Annotated in this window: 12 protein-coding genes; 5 read left to right on the top strand and 7 right to left on the bottom strand. The window is 59.5% G+C overall.

What is annotated here, in order from left to right:
• Positions 1-75 precede the first annotated feature (75 nt).
• The 3 genes from ACYVAC_RS07215 to ACYVAC_RS07225 are packed head-to-tail and all read left to right on the top strand — an operon-like array spanning position 76 to position 5,028.
• On the top strand, positions 76-2,841 hold the full coding sequence (locus ACYVAC_RS07215; RefSeq protein WP_461096925.1) for a DUF1553 domain-containing protein: 2,766 nt from the start codon (positions 76-78) through the stop codon (positions 2,839-2,841).
• A gap of 15 nt (positions 2,842-2,856) precedes the next feature.
• Positions 2,857-4,353: a DUF1501 domain-containing protein gene (locus ACYVAC_RS07220; RefSeq protein ID WP_461096926.1), complete on the top strand. Its 1,497-nt coding sequence runs from the start codon at positions 2,857-2,859 to the stop codon at positions 4,351-4,353.
• A 9-nt stretch (positions 4,354-4,362) separates the two neighbouring features.
• Entirely contained in the window at positions 4,363-5,028 is a 666-nt protein-coding gene (locus ACYVAC_RS07225; protein ID WP_461096927.1) for an alpha/beta fold hydrolase, read from the top strand.
• A 71-nt stretch (positions 5,029-5,099) separates the two neighbouring features.
• Here the strand turns inward: ACYVAC_RS07225 and gatC are convergent, their stop codons facing one another.
• The 3 genes from gatC to purH form a co-directional block, all read right to left on the bottom strand.
• Entirely contained in the window at positions 5,100-5,387 is a 288-nt protein-coding gene (gatC, locus tag ACYVAC_RS07230; RefSeq protein ID WP_461096928.1) for an Asp-tRNA(Asn)/Glu-tRNA(Gln) amidotransferase subunit GatC, read from the bottom strand.
• A gap of 8 nt (positions 5,388-5,395) precedes the next feature.
• Positions 5,396-6,145, bottom strand: a complete 750-nt coding sequence (locus ACYVAC_RS07235; RefSeq protein WP_461096929.1) for a lysophospholipid acyltransferase family protein — start codon at positions 6,143-6,145, stop codon at positions 5,396-5,398.
• 92 nt (positions 6,146-6,237) lie between these two features.
• A complete protein-coding gene (purH, locus tag ACYVAC_RS07240) occupies positions 6,238-7,791 on the bottom strand; it encodes a bifunctional phosphoribosylaminoimidazolecarboxamide formyltransferase/IMP cyclohydrolase (protein ID WP_461096930.1) in 1,554 nt (517 codons plus the stop codon).
• Between the two features lie 79 nt (positions 7,792-7,870).
• Between purH and ACYVAC_RS07245 the strand changes: the two genes are divergently transcribed.
• On the top strand, positions 7,871-9,430 hold the full coding sequence (locus ACYVAC_RS07245; RefSeq protein WP_461096931.1) for a lipopolysaccharide biosynthesis protein: 1,560 nt from the start codon (positions 7,871-7,873) through the stop codon (positions 9,428-9,430).
• Here the strand turns inward: ACYVAC_RS07245 and ACYVAC_RS07250 are convergent.
• Entirely contained in the window at positions 9,427-10,347 is a 921-nt protein-coding gene (locus tag ACYVAC_RS07250; protein ID WP_461096932.1) for a DUF4249 domain-containing protein, read from the bottom strand. The genes ACYVAC_RS07245 and ACYVAC_RS07250 overlap by 4 nt on opposite strands.
• A 20-nt stretch (positions 10,348-10,367) precedes the next feature.
• Entirely contained in the window at positions 10,368-12,755 is a 2,388-nt protein-coding gene (locus ACYVAC_RS07255) for a TonB-dependent receptor (protein ID WP_461096933.1), read from the bottom strand.
• Positions 12,756-12,940: 185 nt separating this feature from the next.
• Here ACYVAC_RS07255 and ACYVAC_RS07260 point away from each other — a divergent pair, with 185 nt between their 5' ends.
• The gene (locus tag ACYVAC_RS07260; protein WP_461096934.1) at positions 12,941-13,798 is read left to right on the top strand and encodes a TraB/GumN family protein; all 858 of its coding nucleotides are present in this window, start codon (positions 12,941-12,943) and stop codon (positions 13,796-13,798) included.
• Positions 13,799-13,856: 58 nt separating this feature from the next.
• Here ACYVAC_RS07260 and ACYVAC_RS07265 read toward each other — a convergent pair whose 3' ends face one another.
• On the bottom strand, positions 13,857-14,735 hold the full coding sequence (locus ACYVAC_RS07265) for a PPK2 family polyphosphate kinase (RefSeq protein WP_461096935.1): 879 nt from the start codon (positions 14,733-14,735) through the stop codon (positions 13,857-13,859).
• 30 nt (positions 14,736-14,765) lie between these two features.
• On the bottom strand, positions 14,766-15,647 hold the full coding sequence (locus tag ACYVAC_RS07270) for a PPK2 family polyphosphate kinase (protein WP_461096936.1): 882 nt from the start codon (positions 15,645-15,647) through the stop codon (positions 14,766-14,768).
• Positions 15,648-15,761: the final 114 nt, after the last annotated feature.

Raw genomic sequence — 15,761 nt, forward strand, 5'->3', positions numbered from 1 at the left:
CCGTTGGCCTTTAGGGTATGGACCAACTCAGCCCGATCGTCGGGATCGGGCTGCAGCCGGTTGGTCATTGACCGTATGACATTGCGCTGGATCGGTATTGGCCTGGCAGCCATAGGCCTTGTGCTTACCCTCTCGGGCTTTCCGGGCCTCTTTGGCACGCGGGTCGACTACAACACCCAGATCAAACCCCTGCTCAACAAGCACTGCATAGCCTGCCACGGCGGGGTCAAAAAAGCGGGGGACTTTTCGCTGCTGTTTGAACAGGAGGCCCTGGCCCCCGCCAAATCGGGCCGGCGCGCCATTGTGCCCGGCGATGCGGAAGGCAGCGAACTGATCCGACGGCTTACGCTTACCGACCCCGACGAGCGGATGCCCCTCGACCATCCCCCCCTCTCTGACGATGAGATCGACCTGCTGCGTACCTGGATCGATCAGGGCGCGGCCTGGGGAAACCACTGGGCCTACCAGTCCGTTGAGCGCCCCGCCCTGCCGGCCATCGGTACGCTCTGGAGTCGGCTTGGCCTGTTTGATAGCGACGAGAGCCGGTGGGCACGCACCGACATCGACCATTTTGTGCTGGAGAAACTGCGCCCGGCGGGCCTCACCCCCTCGCCCGAAGCTGACCGCGCTATCCTGTTCCGGCGCGTGGCGTTCGACCTGACGGGCCTGCCGCCTGCCGAAGCCGCCGTAGACCGGTTTGTTCACGACACGCGGCCCAATGCTTACGAGCGGCTGGTCGACAGTTTGCTGGCGCACCCGGCCTACGGCGAACGCTGGGCGGGTATGTGGCTCGATCTGGCCCGCTACGCCGACACCAAAGGTTACGAACGCGACGGTGGCCGCACCATCTGGCGCTACCGCGACTGGCTAATCAACGCCTTCAACCAGGATAAACCCTTCGATCAGTTCACGGTTGAGCAACTGGCCGGCGACCTGCTGCCCGGCCCGCACGGCGGCCTGCCTACCGACGATCAGCTCATTGCTACCGGCTTTCACCGGAACACCATGACCAACGACGAAGGCGGCACGCAGGACGAAGAATTCCGGACGGCTGCCCTCCTCGACCGGGTCAATACTACCTGGGATGTGTGGCAGGGCACCACCTTCGCCTGTGTACAGTGTCACAGCCACCCCTACGATCCGTTTCGGCACGAGGAGTACTACAAATACCTGGCGTTTTTTAACAATACCCGCGATGAAGACGTGGTCAGCGATACGCCCACCCTGCGCTTCTACAAGCCCGCCGACTCGCTTAAGCTGGTCAGCCTGACGCAGTTTGTGGCTACCCGGAGCGCCACGGCCGCCCGCGACCTCACCCGCTTTGCCCGGCTGGTAGAGCCCAAGATCAACTCCCACGACTTCGATCAGCTCGTCAACGCGTCGCTACTCGACGCCAAATACTTCGGGTTTCAGCACCGGGGTTCGGCCCGGGTTCGTGGCGTTACCCTGACCAACCGCCCCCGCCTGCTGGTAGCCTGGGGCACCAACGCGTCGGATGCCGTGGTTACCATTCGGCAGGATAGTCTCAACGGCCGCGTTCTGGCCACGGTACCGGTGCCCAGAACGGGCAATGCCTGGAACGATACCATTCAGCTGATTCCGTTGCCCGCCCTCACCGGCCGGCACCATCTCTACCTGTCACTCAATAGCCCCAAAACGCCCAAAGAGTGGGTGCTGATCAAGTGGGTATCGGCCCAGCCCCGCCTGCCGGATCAGCCCGTTATGGCCCCCGGCCCGCAGGAAAAGCAGCTGCTCGCCCTGCTCAATGCCGACCCCGATCAGACACCCGTTCTGCTCGACGGCCAGGGCGATCTGGCCCGACCAACCCATGTGTTTGAACGGGGCAACTGGCTGGTGAAAGGCGCCCGGGTAACGCCCGATGTACCCCGCTCCATGCCCCCCCTGCCCGCCGATCAGCCCCGCAACCGGCTGGGCCTGGCGCGCTGGCTGGTGAGCCGGCAGAACCCGCTCACGGCCCGCGTGGTAGTCAACCGGATCTGGGAACAGCTGTTCGGGACGGGCCTGGTCGAAACGGTCGAGGATATGGGTACGCAGGGAATCCCGCCTACCCACCGCGAACTGCTTGATTACCTCGCCGTCGACCTCATGGAAGTCGACCACTGGCACCTCAAAAAACTGCTGAAACGCATTGTGCTGTCGGCTACGTACCGGCAGCAGTCGTCGGTAACGCCGGCCCTGCTGGCCCGCGACCCCTACAACAAATTGCTGGCCCGGGGGCCGCGGGTTCGGCTGCCGGCCGAAGCCGTGCGCGACCAGGCGCTGGCCGTGAGTGGCCTGCTAAGCCCCAAACAGGGCGGCCCGAGCGTGATGCCGCTGCAACCCGATGGCATCTGGCAATCGCCCTACGATGGTGCCAGCTGGAAACAGAGCCTGGGCGACGATGCCCACCGGCGGGCGCTCTACACGTACTGGAAACGCACGGCCCCCTACCCGTCGATGATTACGTTCGACAGCCCGAGCCGCGAATTCTGCCAGTCGCGCCGGATTCGGACCAACACCCCGCTGCAGGCACTGGTAACGCTCAACGATCCGGTGTATCTGGAAGCGGCCCGGCAGCTGGCGCAGCATATGGCCCAGCGTGGCCAGACACCCCGGCAGCAGCTGGCAGCGGGCTTTCGGCGGCTGCTGTTCCGCAACCCGACCCCCGGCCGGCTGGCTGTGCTCGACCGGCTCTACCGGCAGGCTGAAGCGTACTACCGGCAGCACCCCGCCGAAACCCGCGCCCTCGTCGACTGTCTTGACCCCAGCCCGCAACTGGCGGCTTTGACCGTATCGGCCAATACGCTGCTTAACCTGGATGAAGTACTGACCAAGGAATAGCCCTCAGCCATCATCATGAACAACCTGCTCAACGAACTTCACCAGACGGCGGCCCGGCAGGCCACGCGCCGGCATTTTCTGCACACCTGTTCCACCGGACTGGGCGCCATGGCGCTTAGCTCGCTGCTGGGCGGCTGCGGCTTTTTCGACCGGGCGGGGCAACCGCCAGCCACAGCACCCGGCCCACCCGCCGACCCTACGGCCGCGCGGCCCTCGCCCCGCATCGCCAAAGCCAAACAGGTGATTTACATCCACATGGCCGGTTCGCCCAGTCAGCTCGAACTGTTCGACTACAAGCCGGAGCTGGTCAAATACAATGGCAAAGACTGCCCGCAGGCGCTGTTGACGGGGAAAAAATTTGCTTTTATCCGGGGGACGCCGAAAATGCTGGGGCCGCAGGGCAAATTTGCGCAGCACGGGCAATCGGGGGCCTGGGTTTCCGACTACCTGCCCCATCTGCAGGGCGCCGTCGACGACATCTCGTTTCTGAAGGCCATGCACACCGATCAGTTCAACCACGCACCCGCGCAGTTGCTCATGCATACGGGCAATGCGCGGCTGGGCCGGCCCAGCCTGGGCTCGTGGGTGACCTATGGGCTGGGTACCGAAAACGACAATCTCCCCGGCTTTGTGGTACTGGCCTCGGGTGGCAAGCAGCCCGACGCGGGTAAGTCGATCTGGGGCAGCGGCTTTCTGCCAAGCGTGTACCAGGGGGTGCAGTGCCGAACTGATGGCGACCCGGTACTGTATGCCTCTGACCCGGCCGGCATGAGCCGTAACATCCGGCAGCAAACGATCGAGGCCATTACCGAACTCAACCGCCAGCAGTACGCCGACGTCAACGACCCGGAGATTCTGACCCGCATTGCTCAGTACGAACTGGCGTTTCGGATGCAGCTGTCGGTACCCGACGCCATGGATATAAAAAGCGAGCCGGCCTACGTGCTCGATAGCTACGGAGTCGATCCGGCCCGGGGGTCGTTTGCCCGCAACTGCCTCCTGGCCCGGCGGCTGGTCGAGCGGGGGGTGCGTTTCGTACAGTTGTTCGACTGGGGCTGGGATACCCACGGCACGAGTGCCGACGGTTCGATCGACATTGGCCTGAAAACCAAATGCCGCGAAACCGACCGGCCCGTAGCCGCGCTGCTGACCGACCTGAAGCAGCGCGGGCTGCTCGACGAAACGCTGGTGGTATGGGGGGGCGAATTCGGGCGAACGCCCATGCAGGAAAACCGCGATGGCCAGACCCTGCCGTTTATGGGCCGCGACCACCATCTCGACGCGTTTACGGTCTGGCTGGCCGGTGGGGGCGTGAAAGCTGGCTATACCCACGGCGCAACCGACGACATCGGCTACTACGGCGTTACCGACAAGACGCATGTGCACGACCTGCAGGCCACAATTCTGCACCTGCTGGGCTTCGATCATACCAAACTGACCTATCAGTTTCAGGGACGACCATTCCGGCTGACCGATGTGGCGGGTAAGGTAATTACGCCGATATTGGCGTAAAAAAAGCCTATGCCCCGGCTGCTGTTTATTCACGGATACGTTGAAGACGCTACCATCTTCGATCAGCTCATCCCGCTACTGCCACCCAATCCGGTGGTCCGGCTCAACCTGGTCGATGAGTTCGCGCGCTGGCAGCCAGCGGGTCGGTTCAGCGCCCGCGACCTGGCGCGCTACCTGGCCGAGCAGTATGCCATTACCAGTGCCGACGTGGTGATTGGGCATTCGATGGGGGGCTGGGTAGCCATCAACATCAAGGAGCTGACGGGCGCCCGCGTGGTGCAGCTCGCCACCTGGACCGATCAGCGCAAAATCCGGTTTCCAACCCAGAACCTGCGGTTACTTAAGTTTCTGCTCGATACGGGCCTGACGCAGAGCCGTACGCTCACGCGTTTTTTCAAGAAGCAGTATCGCTTTGCTGAATCGGCTGAGCTATACGGGCGGCTGGTCGATGGTACGGCGGGGCTGAGCCGGCCCTACATTTTTCAGCAGCAACAAACGCTGTTTGCGCCCGTTGCCCCGCTGACGGTGCAACCCGATCTGCGCATCCACGCCCGGCACGACAACATCGTGGCTCCGCCCGACGAACCCTTCGTGGAGGTACCCGGCGACCATTTCAGCCTCGTCTTCCACCCCGAGCGCGTAGCCGAACCGATCCGGAAACTGATTAGTGATTGAGCCCATGAGCGGTTGAGCGACAACCTTGTCCGGCAAACTGATTTCCACTCAATCACTCAACCGCACAAGAGCTACTCCAGCACCTTTGGCACTTCGAAAAACTGGCCGTCCTGCTGGGGAGCGTTGGCCAGCGCACGGTCGCGGGGGAGCTGGTTGGCCACCACATCATCGCGCAGCACGTTGGTTTCCAGCGAGATGTGCGTAAGCGGTTCCACACCCGTCGTGTCGACTTCGTTGAGCTGCTCCATCCAGTTCAGTACGTCGTTAAGGCTCTCGAGCAGGCCGGCCTCTTCGCCGGGTTTTACCTCAAGGCGGGCCAGATGAGCTAGTTTCTGCAGCGTTTCCTGATCTACTTTCATGGTTGGTTCTACGGGTTGGGCCGGGTTCCGGAGGCACCGGCATTGGTTAGCAGTTCGTCCTGAATAATCTGGTAAGTCTGCTCGCGCAGGGCCGGAATATCGTCCGCAGTGAGGCCGGCGGTGGCGATGGGCGGATGCACGACGGCCCGAAGGGGGTGCCAGTGCAGCCGAATCGTCGGTACGTCGGGTAAAATCTGGTAATTGGTCAGCAGCGTAATGGGCACGATAGGCACCTGCTGCTGCACCGCCATGATAAACGCACCCTCTTTGAACGGGTGCCGCATCCGGGGCGGCTCTTTGCTTACAATACCGCCCTCCGGAAAAATCATGATGCTGCGACCACCCGCCAGCGTCCGGATCGATTTGGCCAGCGAATAGGCCCGGCTGTTGGGCTGGCTCCGGTCGACCTGCACGTGCAATTTGGCAAACATATACCCCAGCAGCGGAATATGTTTCACCTCACTCTTGCCGACGAAGGCGTAATAATTGTCGATCACCACCCCCATGGCAGCAATGTCGAGGTACGAAAAGTGATTGGCGCAAAACACGTAGACCCCGCGTGGCTCGGGCCGGAATCGGTACTCGACCCGCACCGGCATACCGGCCAGCGTGAAAAACAGCTTTCCCCAGAGCCGGTTGATCCAGTGAGCCGCCGGTTTCCAGGCGTCCCGCTGCAGACAGATAAACTGGATCGGGAACAGCAACAGGTAAAGGCTCAGAAAGAAACCCGCGCACCAGATTGTGTAGAGCAGCCGCATAGACGTATCCCGTCTTCGGAATCCAGTTTCCAGCCCCCGACAGATACCTCCGCTGGCGCGCTGAAAACTGGATCCTGAAAACCGTAAACTGACTAGTGTTTGAAGTGACGCACGCCGGTTGTGACCATGGCCAGCCCGTGCTGATTGCAGTAGTCGATCGAGTCCTGATCGCGGATCGACCCACCCGGCTGCACCACGGCCGTTACGCCGGCCTGCCCGGCAATCTCGACGCAGTCGGGGAAGGGGAAGAACGCATCTGACGCCATAACCGATCCCTGCAGATCGAAGCCGAACGCATGGGCTTTCTCGATGGCCTGCCGCAGCGCATCGACGCGCGAGGTCTGGCCCACTCCGCTGGCCAGCAGCTGCGGATAACCCGATTCGGTTTCCTTGGCCAGCACAATCGTGTTCGACTTGGTATGTTTGCACACTTTCAGGGCAAATTCCAGCGCGTGCACTTCGCTTTCGGTGGGTGCCTTGGTGGTCACCACCTTAAACTGGTCGGCCGTTTCGGTCTGGCTGTCCTTATCCTGCTCCAGTACGCCGTTCAGAATAGTTTTGAACATCGCTTTAGGCAGGGCCACCGGGTTTCGCTTCAGCAGGATCCGGTTTTTCTTCGATTTCAGCAGCTCAAGGGCTTCCGGCGCATAGTCGGGCGCGATCAGAATCTCCATGAACAGCTTATTCAGTTCTTCAGCCGTTTCGCGGTCGACGGGTACGTTGGTGATCACCACGCCACCGAAGGCCGACACGGGGTCGCAGGCCAGCGCGTTCAGATACGCTTCGCGGCTGGTAGGCGCCGTAGCCACTCCGCAGGCGTTGGTGTGTTTGATAATGGCGAAGGCTGGCGTACTGTCGAACTCGTCGATCAGGCCTACGCAGGCATCCACATCGACCAGGTTGTTGTACGACAGTTCTTTACCGTGGAGCTTGTCGAACATCGCGTCCAGATCGCCGAAGAACGTAGCCTGCTGGTGCGGGTTTTCGCCGTAGCGCAGGTGGCTGGCGGGCAGTGTCAGGAAGTTATGCACGTCGGCGGCATCGGCAGCGGGGGCTGCCTGACCGGCGAAGTAAGCGTGGATGGCCGTATCGTAGTGCGATGTTACACCAAAGGCTTTCCGGGCGTAGTCGCGCCGGTCGTCCAGATCGGTAGCCCCGTCTTTGGCGGTCAGCAGCGCAACCACGTCGCTGTACTGACTCCGCGACGACACGATCAGCACGTCGTTGTAATTCTTGGCAGCCGCCCGAATGAGCGAAATTCCGCCGATGTCGATCTTCTCGATGATATCGTCGTCCGATGCGCCCGACGCCACCGTTTCTTCAAACGGATAGAGGTCGACCACGGCCAGATCGATGGGCGGAATGCGGTGCTCTTCGGCCTGAGCCAAATCGCCGGGCACATCGCGCCGGTACAGAATACCACCCATTACGGCCGGATGCAGCGTTTTGACCCGCCCACCGAAAATCGACGGGTAACCGGTCAGGTCTTCAACGGCCGTGACGGGAATACCGAGCTTTTCGATAAACGTTTGGGTGCCGCCGGTAGAATAGAGCGTCACATTGTGGGCGTGAAGCAGGCGAACGAGGGGCTCAAGACCGTCTTTGTAATAGACCGAAATGAGTGCGGAGGAGATTTTGCGAGACATGCTGTACAGTACAACGTATCTGCAAAGATAGCCAAAGGTCTTAACTTTGTCCGCCGGGCTTCGTGGTCCGCCCCCCTGCATGAGTACCTTTAAGAAACTGGCCGGCGATACGGCACTGTACGGCCTGAGCACGATTGTACCGCGTATGATCAATTTTGCGCTGGTACCGCTTCAAACTACCGTGTTTACCCGACCCGGCGAGCTTTCTTCCAACGTGGTGCTTTACTCCTACGTAGCCCTGATGCTGGCGGTCTACACGTTTGGGCTCGAAACGGCTTTTTTTCGCGGAGCTGCCCGCGCCAAAGGCCCCGAAAATGCCGGTCAGCGCGACGAAGCGTATAACAACACACAAAGCCTGGTGCTGCTCATTACGGGGGTCTGCACGCTGTTTATCCTGCTCTTCAGCCACCAGATTGCCGCCTGGCTCGACTACCGGGGGCAGGAGCGCTCCATTACGTGGGTAGCGCTGCTGGTGGCCATCGATGCCAGCATGGCCATTCCGTTTGCCCGGCTTCGGGTCGAAAACAAAGCCCGCGAATTTGTCACGGCCAAGATCGTGAACGTGGTGGTGATGGTTGGCCTCAACTTTTTCTTTCTGCTGTTCTGCCGCGACATCGACGCAGGTAAGTACCTGACCGGCCTGCGCCCGCTGATCGACCTGGTCTACGACCCCACCATTGGCCCCGGCTATATTTTTCTGGCCAACCTGCTGGCCAACCTGCTGTACGTTATCCAGCTCCGGAAAACGCTGTTCCATTTCCGGTTCCAGCTGAAAGCGGCCGACGTTCGGGCGTTGCTGGTCTATTCGTTTCCGCTCATGCTGACGGCGCTGGCGGGGCTGCTCAATACCCTGACCGACCGAATCGTGCTGGCCCACTGGCTGCCCGAAGGCTTCTATCCCGGCCTGACCACCGACGATGCCGTGGGTATCTATGGCAACTGCTACAAGCTATCGGTGTTTATGGCGCTGGCCATTCAGTCGTTCAAGTTCGCGGCCGATCCGTTTTTCTTTGCCCAGGCCGACGACAAGGGGGCACCCGAGCTACTGGGCCGCGTAACCAAGTGGTTCGTGATCGTATGTGTGGTGCTGTGGGTAGGGGTCAGCCTGAACCTCGACGCGGTAGGCCTGCTCATGCTGCGGTCGCCCCTCTACCGAACGGGGCTTTCTGTGGTGCCGATTCTGCTGCTGGCCAATCTGTTTCTGGGCGTTTATTACAACATTGCCTTCTGGTTCAAGCTAAGCGACAAAACCCGCTTCGGCACCATTATCACGGTCATCGGACTGGCCGTTACCATCGTCGGCAACCTGCTGCTCATCCCGACCATGGGCTACATGGGTTGTGCGCTGGCTTTTCTGGCGTCGAGCGTGGTCATGACCGCCGTGTGTTACCTGCTGGGCGAAAAGTACTACCCAGTGCCTTACCACGTTGGGTCGGCGCTGGGGTATATCATCGGAGCAGGCACCCTGATCTGGGCCTCGCTACAGATTCCCATTGCTAATCTCTGGATAGCCATCCCCTTCCACCTGGCCCTGTTTCTGTTGTTTCTGGGTATCGTCGTCGTGGTCGAGCGCGACACGGTGCAGCAGGGGCTGGCCCGTTTTCGCCGGTCGACCACGGCTCCCAAACAGCCGCGTTAAGGCGTCGTCCGGATGTTTTCGGCGGCTACCGTGGCCGTGCGTGTCCGGATGGCCGATGCCATGAAATAGCCCGTTGCCACCGGACCAGCCGAGCGTGTGTTGAGCACGTTGGTAGGCAGGCTGGCGGGGGGCGTAGCAAACAGTCCGCCGTTGGTCAGCTGGGTGCGCACCGCCTGCAGAAACTCGAACCCAGCCGGCGATACCGACCGCAGTTCGACCCGCACGACATCGTTCAGCGCGAACAGACTGTCGGGGTTGATCGATTGCCGGATAGGCCGGATAAACTGTAGCCCATCGGTATCGGCCGTGCCCCGAAACGAACCATCCTGCGATGTAATGAGGTCGGCCGGGCGATTCTGCAGCGTACCGTTGCGATAGTATTTGATGCGGTAATAATCGGGCGCGCCGGCCAGATCGCGGGCATAGAATTCGGCCTGGTAGCCTTCCGTATTCGATAGCGGGTTGAGCCGCTGTTTGCGGAACACCAGCGAGTCGATGGGCGGCACGCGGTTCATCTGCGTACTGGCCCGGTAGGTTTCGCCCTTGTAGGCTATCGAGAGCTGATAGGTACGGCCAACGCGCCCCAGCGTATCGCGGCTGCCGGGCGTCCAGCTGTAGTAGCCATCGTTGTCGGGGTCGGTAAAGGCGTAGGTGCGGCCGGTATTATCGGTAACCGATACGGTGGCGCCGGTAGCCGCCGGCGTAACCTGACTGTCGAAATAAGGGGCCGTCAGACTCAGGCGAATCGTTTGAGGACCGGGCAGATCGGTTAGGGTCGCATCGACCGAGAGCAGTGTGGGGCCCGTATCGAGGTTGGCATCAATCACCGTTTCGCAGCTGCTCAGGAGCAGCCCGGTCAGCATGAGCAGCGATCCGATCCGCAGGACGCGGCCCGGAAAACCAGTTTGTGTACGCATAGTATAACGGGAGCGCAAACTCAGAATTTAAAGTTGTAGGTTACCGATGGGATGGCCGTGGCGAACACCGAGTACCGGATGGCTTCGGTCACGCGGGCGTTGGTTTCGCTCGGCTGAAAGAATACGGAGAACGCGTTTTTGCGGGCGTAGACGTTGTAGACCGAAAACACCCAGTTGTCGTCTTTGCGCTTGCCCTGCCGTTTGCGGCCCTGCAGCGTGGCCGCCAGATCGAGCCGGTGGTAGGCCGGAATGCGGTAGTTATTGCGGCCATTGACCGTGTAGGGCACTACCCCGTCGTACTCGAACCGGCTCGTTGGGAACGTTGCCGGTGTTCCGCTCGCCAGCGTGAAGGTGGCTGAGAAATTCCACCGTTTGGCATTGGGTGGGTCGACCAGCAGTACCGTGGTAAGCGTGTGGCGCTTGTCGAAGCGCGTAGCATACCAGTTGTTGTTATTGATGCCATCGACCTGCCGTTCGGTTTTGGCCAGAGTATAACTCACCCAGCCATTTACCGTGCCGCGGTTGCGTTTCAGGTAGAATTCGGCCCCGTAGGCCCGGCCCCGGCCGCTGAGCAGATCACCTTCGAGGTATTTGTTCAGAATCAGGCTTGCCCCGTCGATGTAATCGATCTGATTTTGCAGCCATTTGTAATACACTTCTACCGAAGCCTCGAACTCACTGCCCCGCGTGGCCGACAGGCCAAAGTTGCGGAAGTACCCGGCCGCTACCTGATCGGCCAGCTGCGGCCGGATGTTATTGGTCGACGGGGTCCAGATATCGAGGGGCGTCGAGGCCGTTGTGTTGGAAATCAGATGGATATACTGCGCCAGCCGGTTGTAGCTTACCTTGAGCGAGCTGTTGGCATCGAGGTCGAGTTTGGCCGCGAACCGGGGTTCCCAGTTGCCGTAGGTCTGGATGGGTTTCCCCCGTTCGTAGATCTGCGTACCGGTCAGGGCCTTGCGCTGCCCCACCGCCCCGTCGTTGCTGAACGTATAAGCCTCACCGGGACCGATGTAGGTAAACAGTGAATAGCGCAGGCCATACTGCAGTTGCAGCCGGCGTGTCAGCTGCTGCTCGTTGCCGACGTATAGTGAGTTCTCGAGACCGTATTTGCTCTGCAGCCCAAACGTCCGGACACTGCCCGCGCTGGCAGCCGTTGCCGTACCGGGCTGGAAATCGTGCAGGATGCTCTGCCCGCCAAACGACAGCGTACTGCGCCCCAGAAACAGCGTGAAATCGGGTTTGATGCTGTAATCGACAATGCGCGAGTTGGTGCGGAAATAGTCCTGCGTTTCTTTCCGCTTCAGGTCCGAGTCGAGCGAGTAATCGTAGTTGCTGTAGTAGGCGGTGGTGTTCAGGAACAGCTTGTCGCTGAAGACGTGGTTCCAGCGGGCCGACAGCGTGGTGCTGCCCCAGTTGAAGCCAAAGTCAGCCCCGAACACATCGCGGCCCAGGTAGCCCGACAGAAAGACCGTGTTGCGGTCGTTGATGCGGTAATTAGCCTTAGCCGTCAGATCGTAGAAATAGAATTTGGAGCCTTTGAGGTCGTTTTTCAGGAACGGCTGCGCCAGAATATCGGCATACGACCGGCGGGCCGCCACGATAAACGAGCCCTTGCCGTTGAACAGCGGCCGCTCGTACGACAGCCGACTGAAAATCAAGCCAATACCGCCGTTCAGTTCGGGCTTCTTGGCGTTACCTTCTTTCAGCCGTACATCCAGAATCGAGGCAATCCGGCCGCCGTAGTTCGACGGGATGCCGCCCTTGATGAGTTTCACATCTTTTACGGCGTCGGGGTTGAACACCGAGAAAAATCCGAACAGGTGCGACGAGTTGTAAACGGGTGCTTCGTCGAGCAGCACCAGGTTCTGATCGATACTGCCACCCCGCACGTTGAAACCAGTGGCGCCTTCACCGACCGTGCTCACACCCGGCAGCAGCTGAATGCTCCGGATCACGTCGACCTCGCCCAGCAGTGCCGGAATGCGCTGCAGCGTTTTGACGTCGATGCGGTTGACGCTCATCTCGATGTTCTTGACGTTGTCGTCCTCGCGTTTTGTCGACACCACCACTTCCTGCAGCTGTTTGCCTTCTTCACTCAACTCCAGATCGAGCTTTACGTTCTGCCCGCCCAGTGTTACGGTTCGGGTTTGTTTCTGGTAGCCTACGTAGGTAATAATCAGGTTGTAGGTGCCCGGTGGTACGGTGACGGCGTAGAATCCATAGTTGTTGGTGACGGCTCCCGATCCGGTTTCCTTTACATAAACCGAAACCCCAATCAGCCCCTCGCCATTAGCGGCATCTTTCACATAGCCGCTGATCGTTAATTTATCCTGAGCCTGCGCGCCAGACACACCCAGCAGCGCCCCCAACACCCAGAAGCAGAAGAGTAATCGTCTGATAGTCATACGTATGTAGTATTCGTTACGGTACAGGGGGCCAGCAATGTGCCCCGGGTCGATACCAACACAAAAGTAGGTCGACCGGCGTTACCCCTGGTTTAAATTAGACAAAGGCCTGATTTCGGCGGTTAAACGGTAAACGGCCTGTGCCGTAAAAACGGTTTCTTTACAAACGCTTTTCTCCCCTGCTCATGCGTCATCTGCTGCTGTTTTTACTCCTTCTGTCGGGCCGCCTTGGGGCTCAGTCGCTGCTTTGGGAAGTCTCGGGCAACGGCCTCACCCGACCATCGTATCTGTTTGGTACCTATCACATTCTGAAAGACAGCTACCTGCAACAGGCGCCCCTTGTTCGGGGTGCCTTCGAGCGGGCTGAGGGCGTCGTCGTCGAAACCACTGTCGACTCGAGCGCTATGCTCAACATGGCCGTTCGGGCCCTGATGCCCGGCAAAACGCTGCAGCAACTGATCAGCACTGACGACTATAGTCTGGTAGCCAACGAGTTCAAGAAAACCACGGGGTATGATCTGGCCATGTTCAGCCTGATGAAACCCATCATGGCGGCCACTACGCTGAGTCTGGCCTATGCCGAGCAGGAGTCTGACACACTTCACCGTTTCAGCGGCCAGCCACTCGACCTGTTTTTTGCCGCCGAAGCGACCCGGCGCCACAAAACCCTGGTACCTCTCGAAACGATGGAGCAGCAGATGGCTTTTCTGTTCGACCACGATCCGGTTGAAAAGCAGGCAACCGATCTGGTTACGATGGTGAAAGAGAAGGATACGATGCGCGGAACCGGCCGGCAACTCACCGATCTGTATCTGGCCGGCAACCTCGACGGACTGGTAACGCTGAGCCGGCAATACGAAGATAAATATGGGGATATGGCTTACCTGGTCAACGACCGCAACCGAACCTGGATGCAACGCCTGCCGGGGCTGATGACCGTGCGGCCCACCTTCGTGGCCGTGGGGGCGCTCCACCTGCCCGGACCCGACGGCCTCATCAGTCTGCTGCGCCAGCAGGGCTACACCCTCAAGCCAGTCAGGTAAAAAAAGCCCCATCGTTTATCCGATGCAGCAGGCTGAACCGGGTAAGCGATGCCAGCTTTTACTGTTTATCCTGATCGCGGACTGTTTTCTTCTGTTTAGCCGCCGTTTTGGCATCCGTCAGCGGAAAAGCGGTGGGCAGGGCTTCGAGTCGCTGCGTCAGGATGTGGGCGATAAGGAGTTGCTGCGTGGGCCGGTCATCGCTCGGAATCACATACCACGGGTTCTGCTCCGTCGCCGTGGCATTGATCATGTCTTCGTAGGCCTGCATATACTGCGGCCAGAACATCCGCTCTTTCAAATCATTTTCGCTTAGTTTCCACTGCTTTTCGGGATCGTCGAGCCGGGCCAGCAGGCGTTTCCCCTGCTCCTGCCGATCGACGTGCAGGTAAAACTTGATGATCGGAAAGCCGTTGCGGAACAGATAATCTTCAAAATGGATGATGTCGCCGAACCGTTGCTTCCAGAGCAGTTTCTCGTTTTTGGGCAGCAGTGAGTCCGGTATGTACTGATCCTGCAATTTCTCGGGATGCACACGCAGGGTCAGTACTTCTTCGTAGTACGACCGGTTGAAAACACCGATATACCCGCGGGCGGGTAATTCCTGCCAGAAACGCCACAGAAAATCGTGCTTCAGATCGCCCTCCTCGGGTTTGCTGAAAGCCGACATCTTGAACCGCGATGGGTTCACCCCTTTGAACACCCGCCGGATACTACTGTCTTTGCCGGCAGCATCCATTGCCTGAAACACCGAAATAAGCCCAAATTTCTCATCGGCATGCATGCGGTTCTGCGCCTGATCCATCCGGACACCCAGCGCATCGAGCTGCTCGTTGCAGTCGTCGGGCGTGGTGTAGAGCGGGTCGATACGGGTCGGGGTTTTCCCGATCGAGAACGGGCGTTTTCCGTCGATACGGTAGGGGGTTATGTCGAAAGCCATAAAACCAGTCCGAAGACCGTTGCTAAAAGGTTACTGCGCCCGGATAATCGGAATCAGCTTTTTAAGTTGGGCAAACCGCTTGTCATCGCCTTCGGGTTCTTCAATGGGCAGTTTCTGGAGTTCTTCCACCAGAATATGGCCAATCAGAAGCCGCATATTTTTCTTGTCGTCGGCCGGAATCACGTACCAGGGCGCCTTGTCGGTTGCCGTCTCGTTGATGCACGCTTCGTAGGCGTCCTGATACTCGTCCCAAAATTCCCGCTCCTTCACATCGCCTTCTTCGAACTTCCAGTTTTTGTCTTTCGATTCGATACGGGCAATCAGTCGGTCGGCCTGCTCTTTCTTGGAGACATTCAGGAAGAACTTTATCGTTGGGAAGCCGTTGTGGAGCAGAAACTTTTCCATATCGCGGATGGCTTCGTAACGATGTTTGAAGAGTTTGTCGAGGTCGTCGGTTTGTTTCTCCGGCAGGCGCTGGCTCTCGGTCAGAATTTCGGGGTGCACTTTAGTTACCAGCACCTCTTCGTAGTAAGACCGATTGAAGATCCCGATACGGCCCCGTTCGGGCAGTTCGCGCCAGCTGCGCCACAGGAAATCGTGATCGAGCTCCTGATCGGTGGGACGCTTGAACGAATACACCTGCACGCCGGCGGGGTTGGTGCCGGTAAACACGTTTTTAATCGTTCCATCTTTCCCGGCCGCATCGAGGGCCTGAAAAACAACCAGAAACCCATATCGGTTGTGGGCAAACATGCGGCTCTGCCATTTGTCGATCTCGGCCGCATGACTCCGCAGCAGGGCTTCGTAATGGGCGTCGTCTTCGTACAGATCGTCGACTTTTGTGGGTGCTTTTTTGAGTTTGAGTGGCTTATCGCCGTCGTAGCGAAAGCGCTTGGTATCGAAATCAGTCACGGGCAGTGGGCGTAAACTTTACGCGATTAGGTGGTGTTTAGTCTGTAGCTAACAACTACAATCGGCGGCAATAGTTACGGGCGGCAGACGCAACGACCACGCCCGTACCAGCGC

The organism is Spirosoma luteolum (assembly GCF_054778875.1).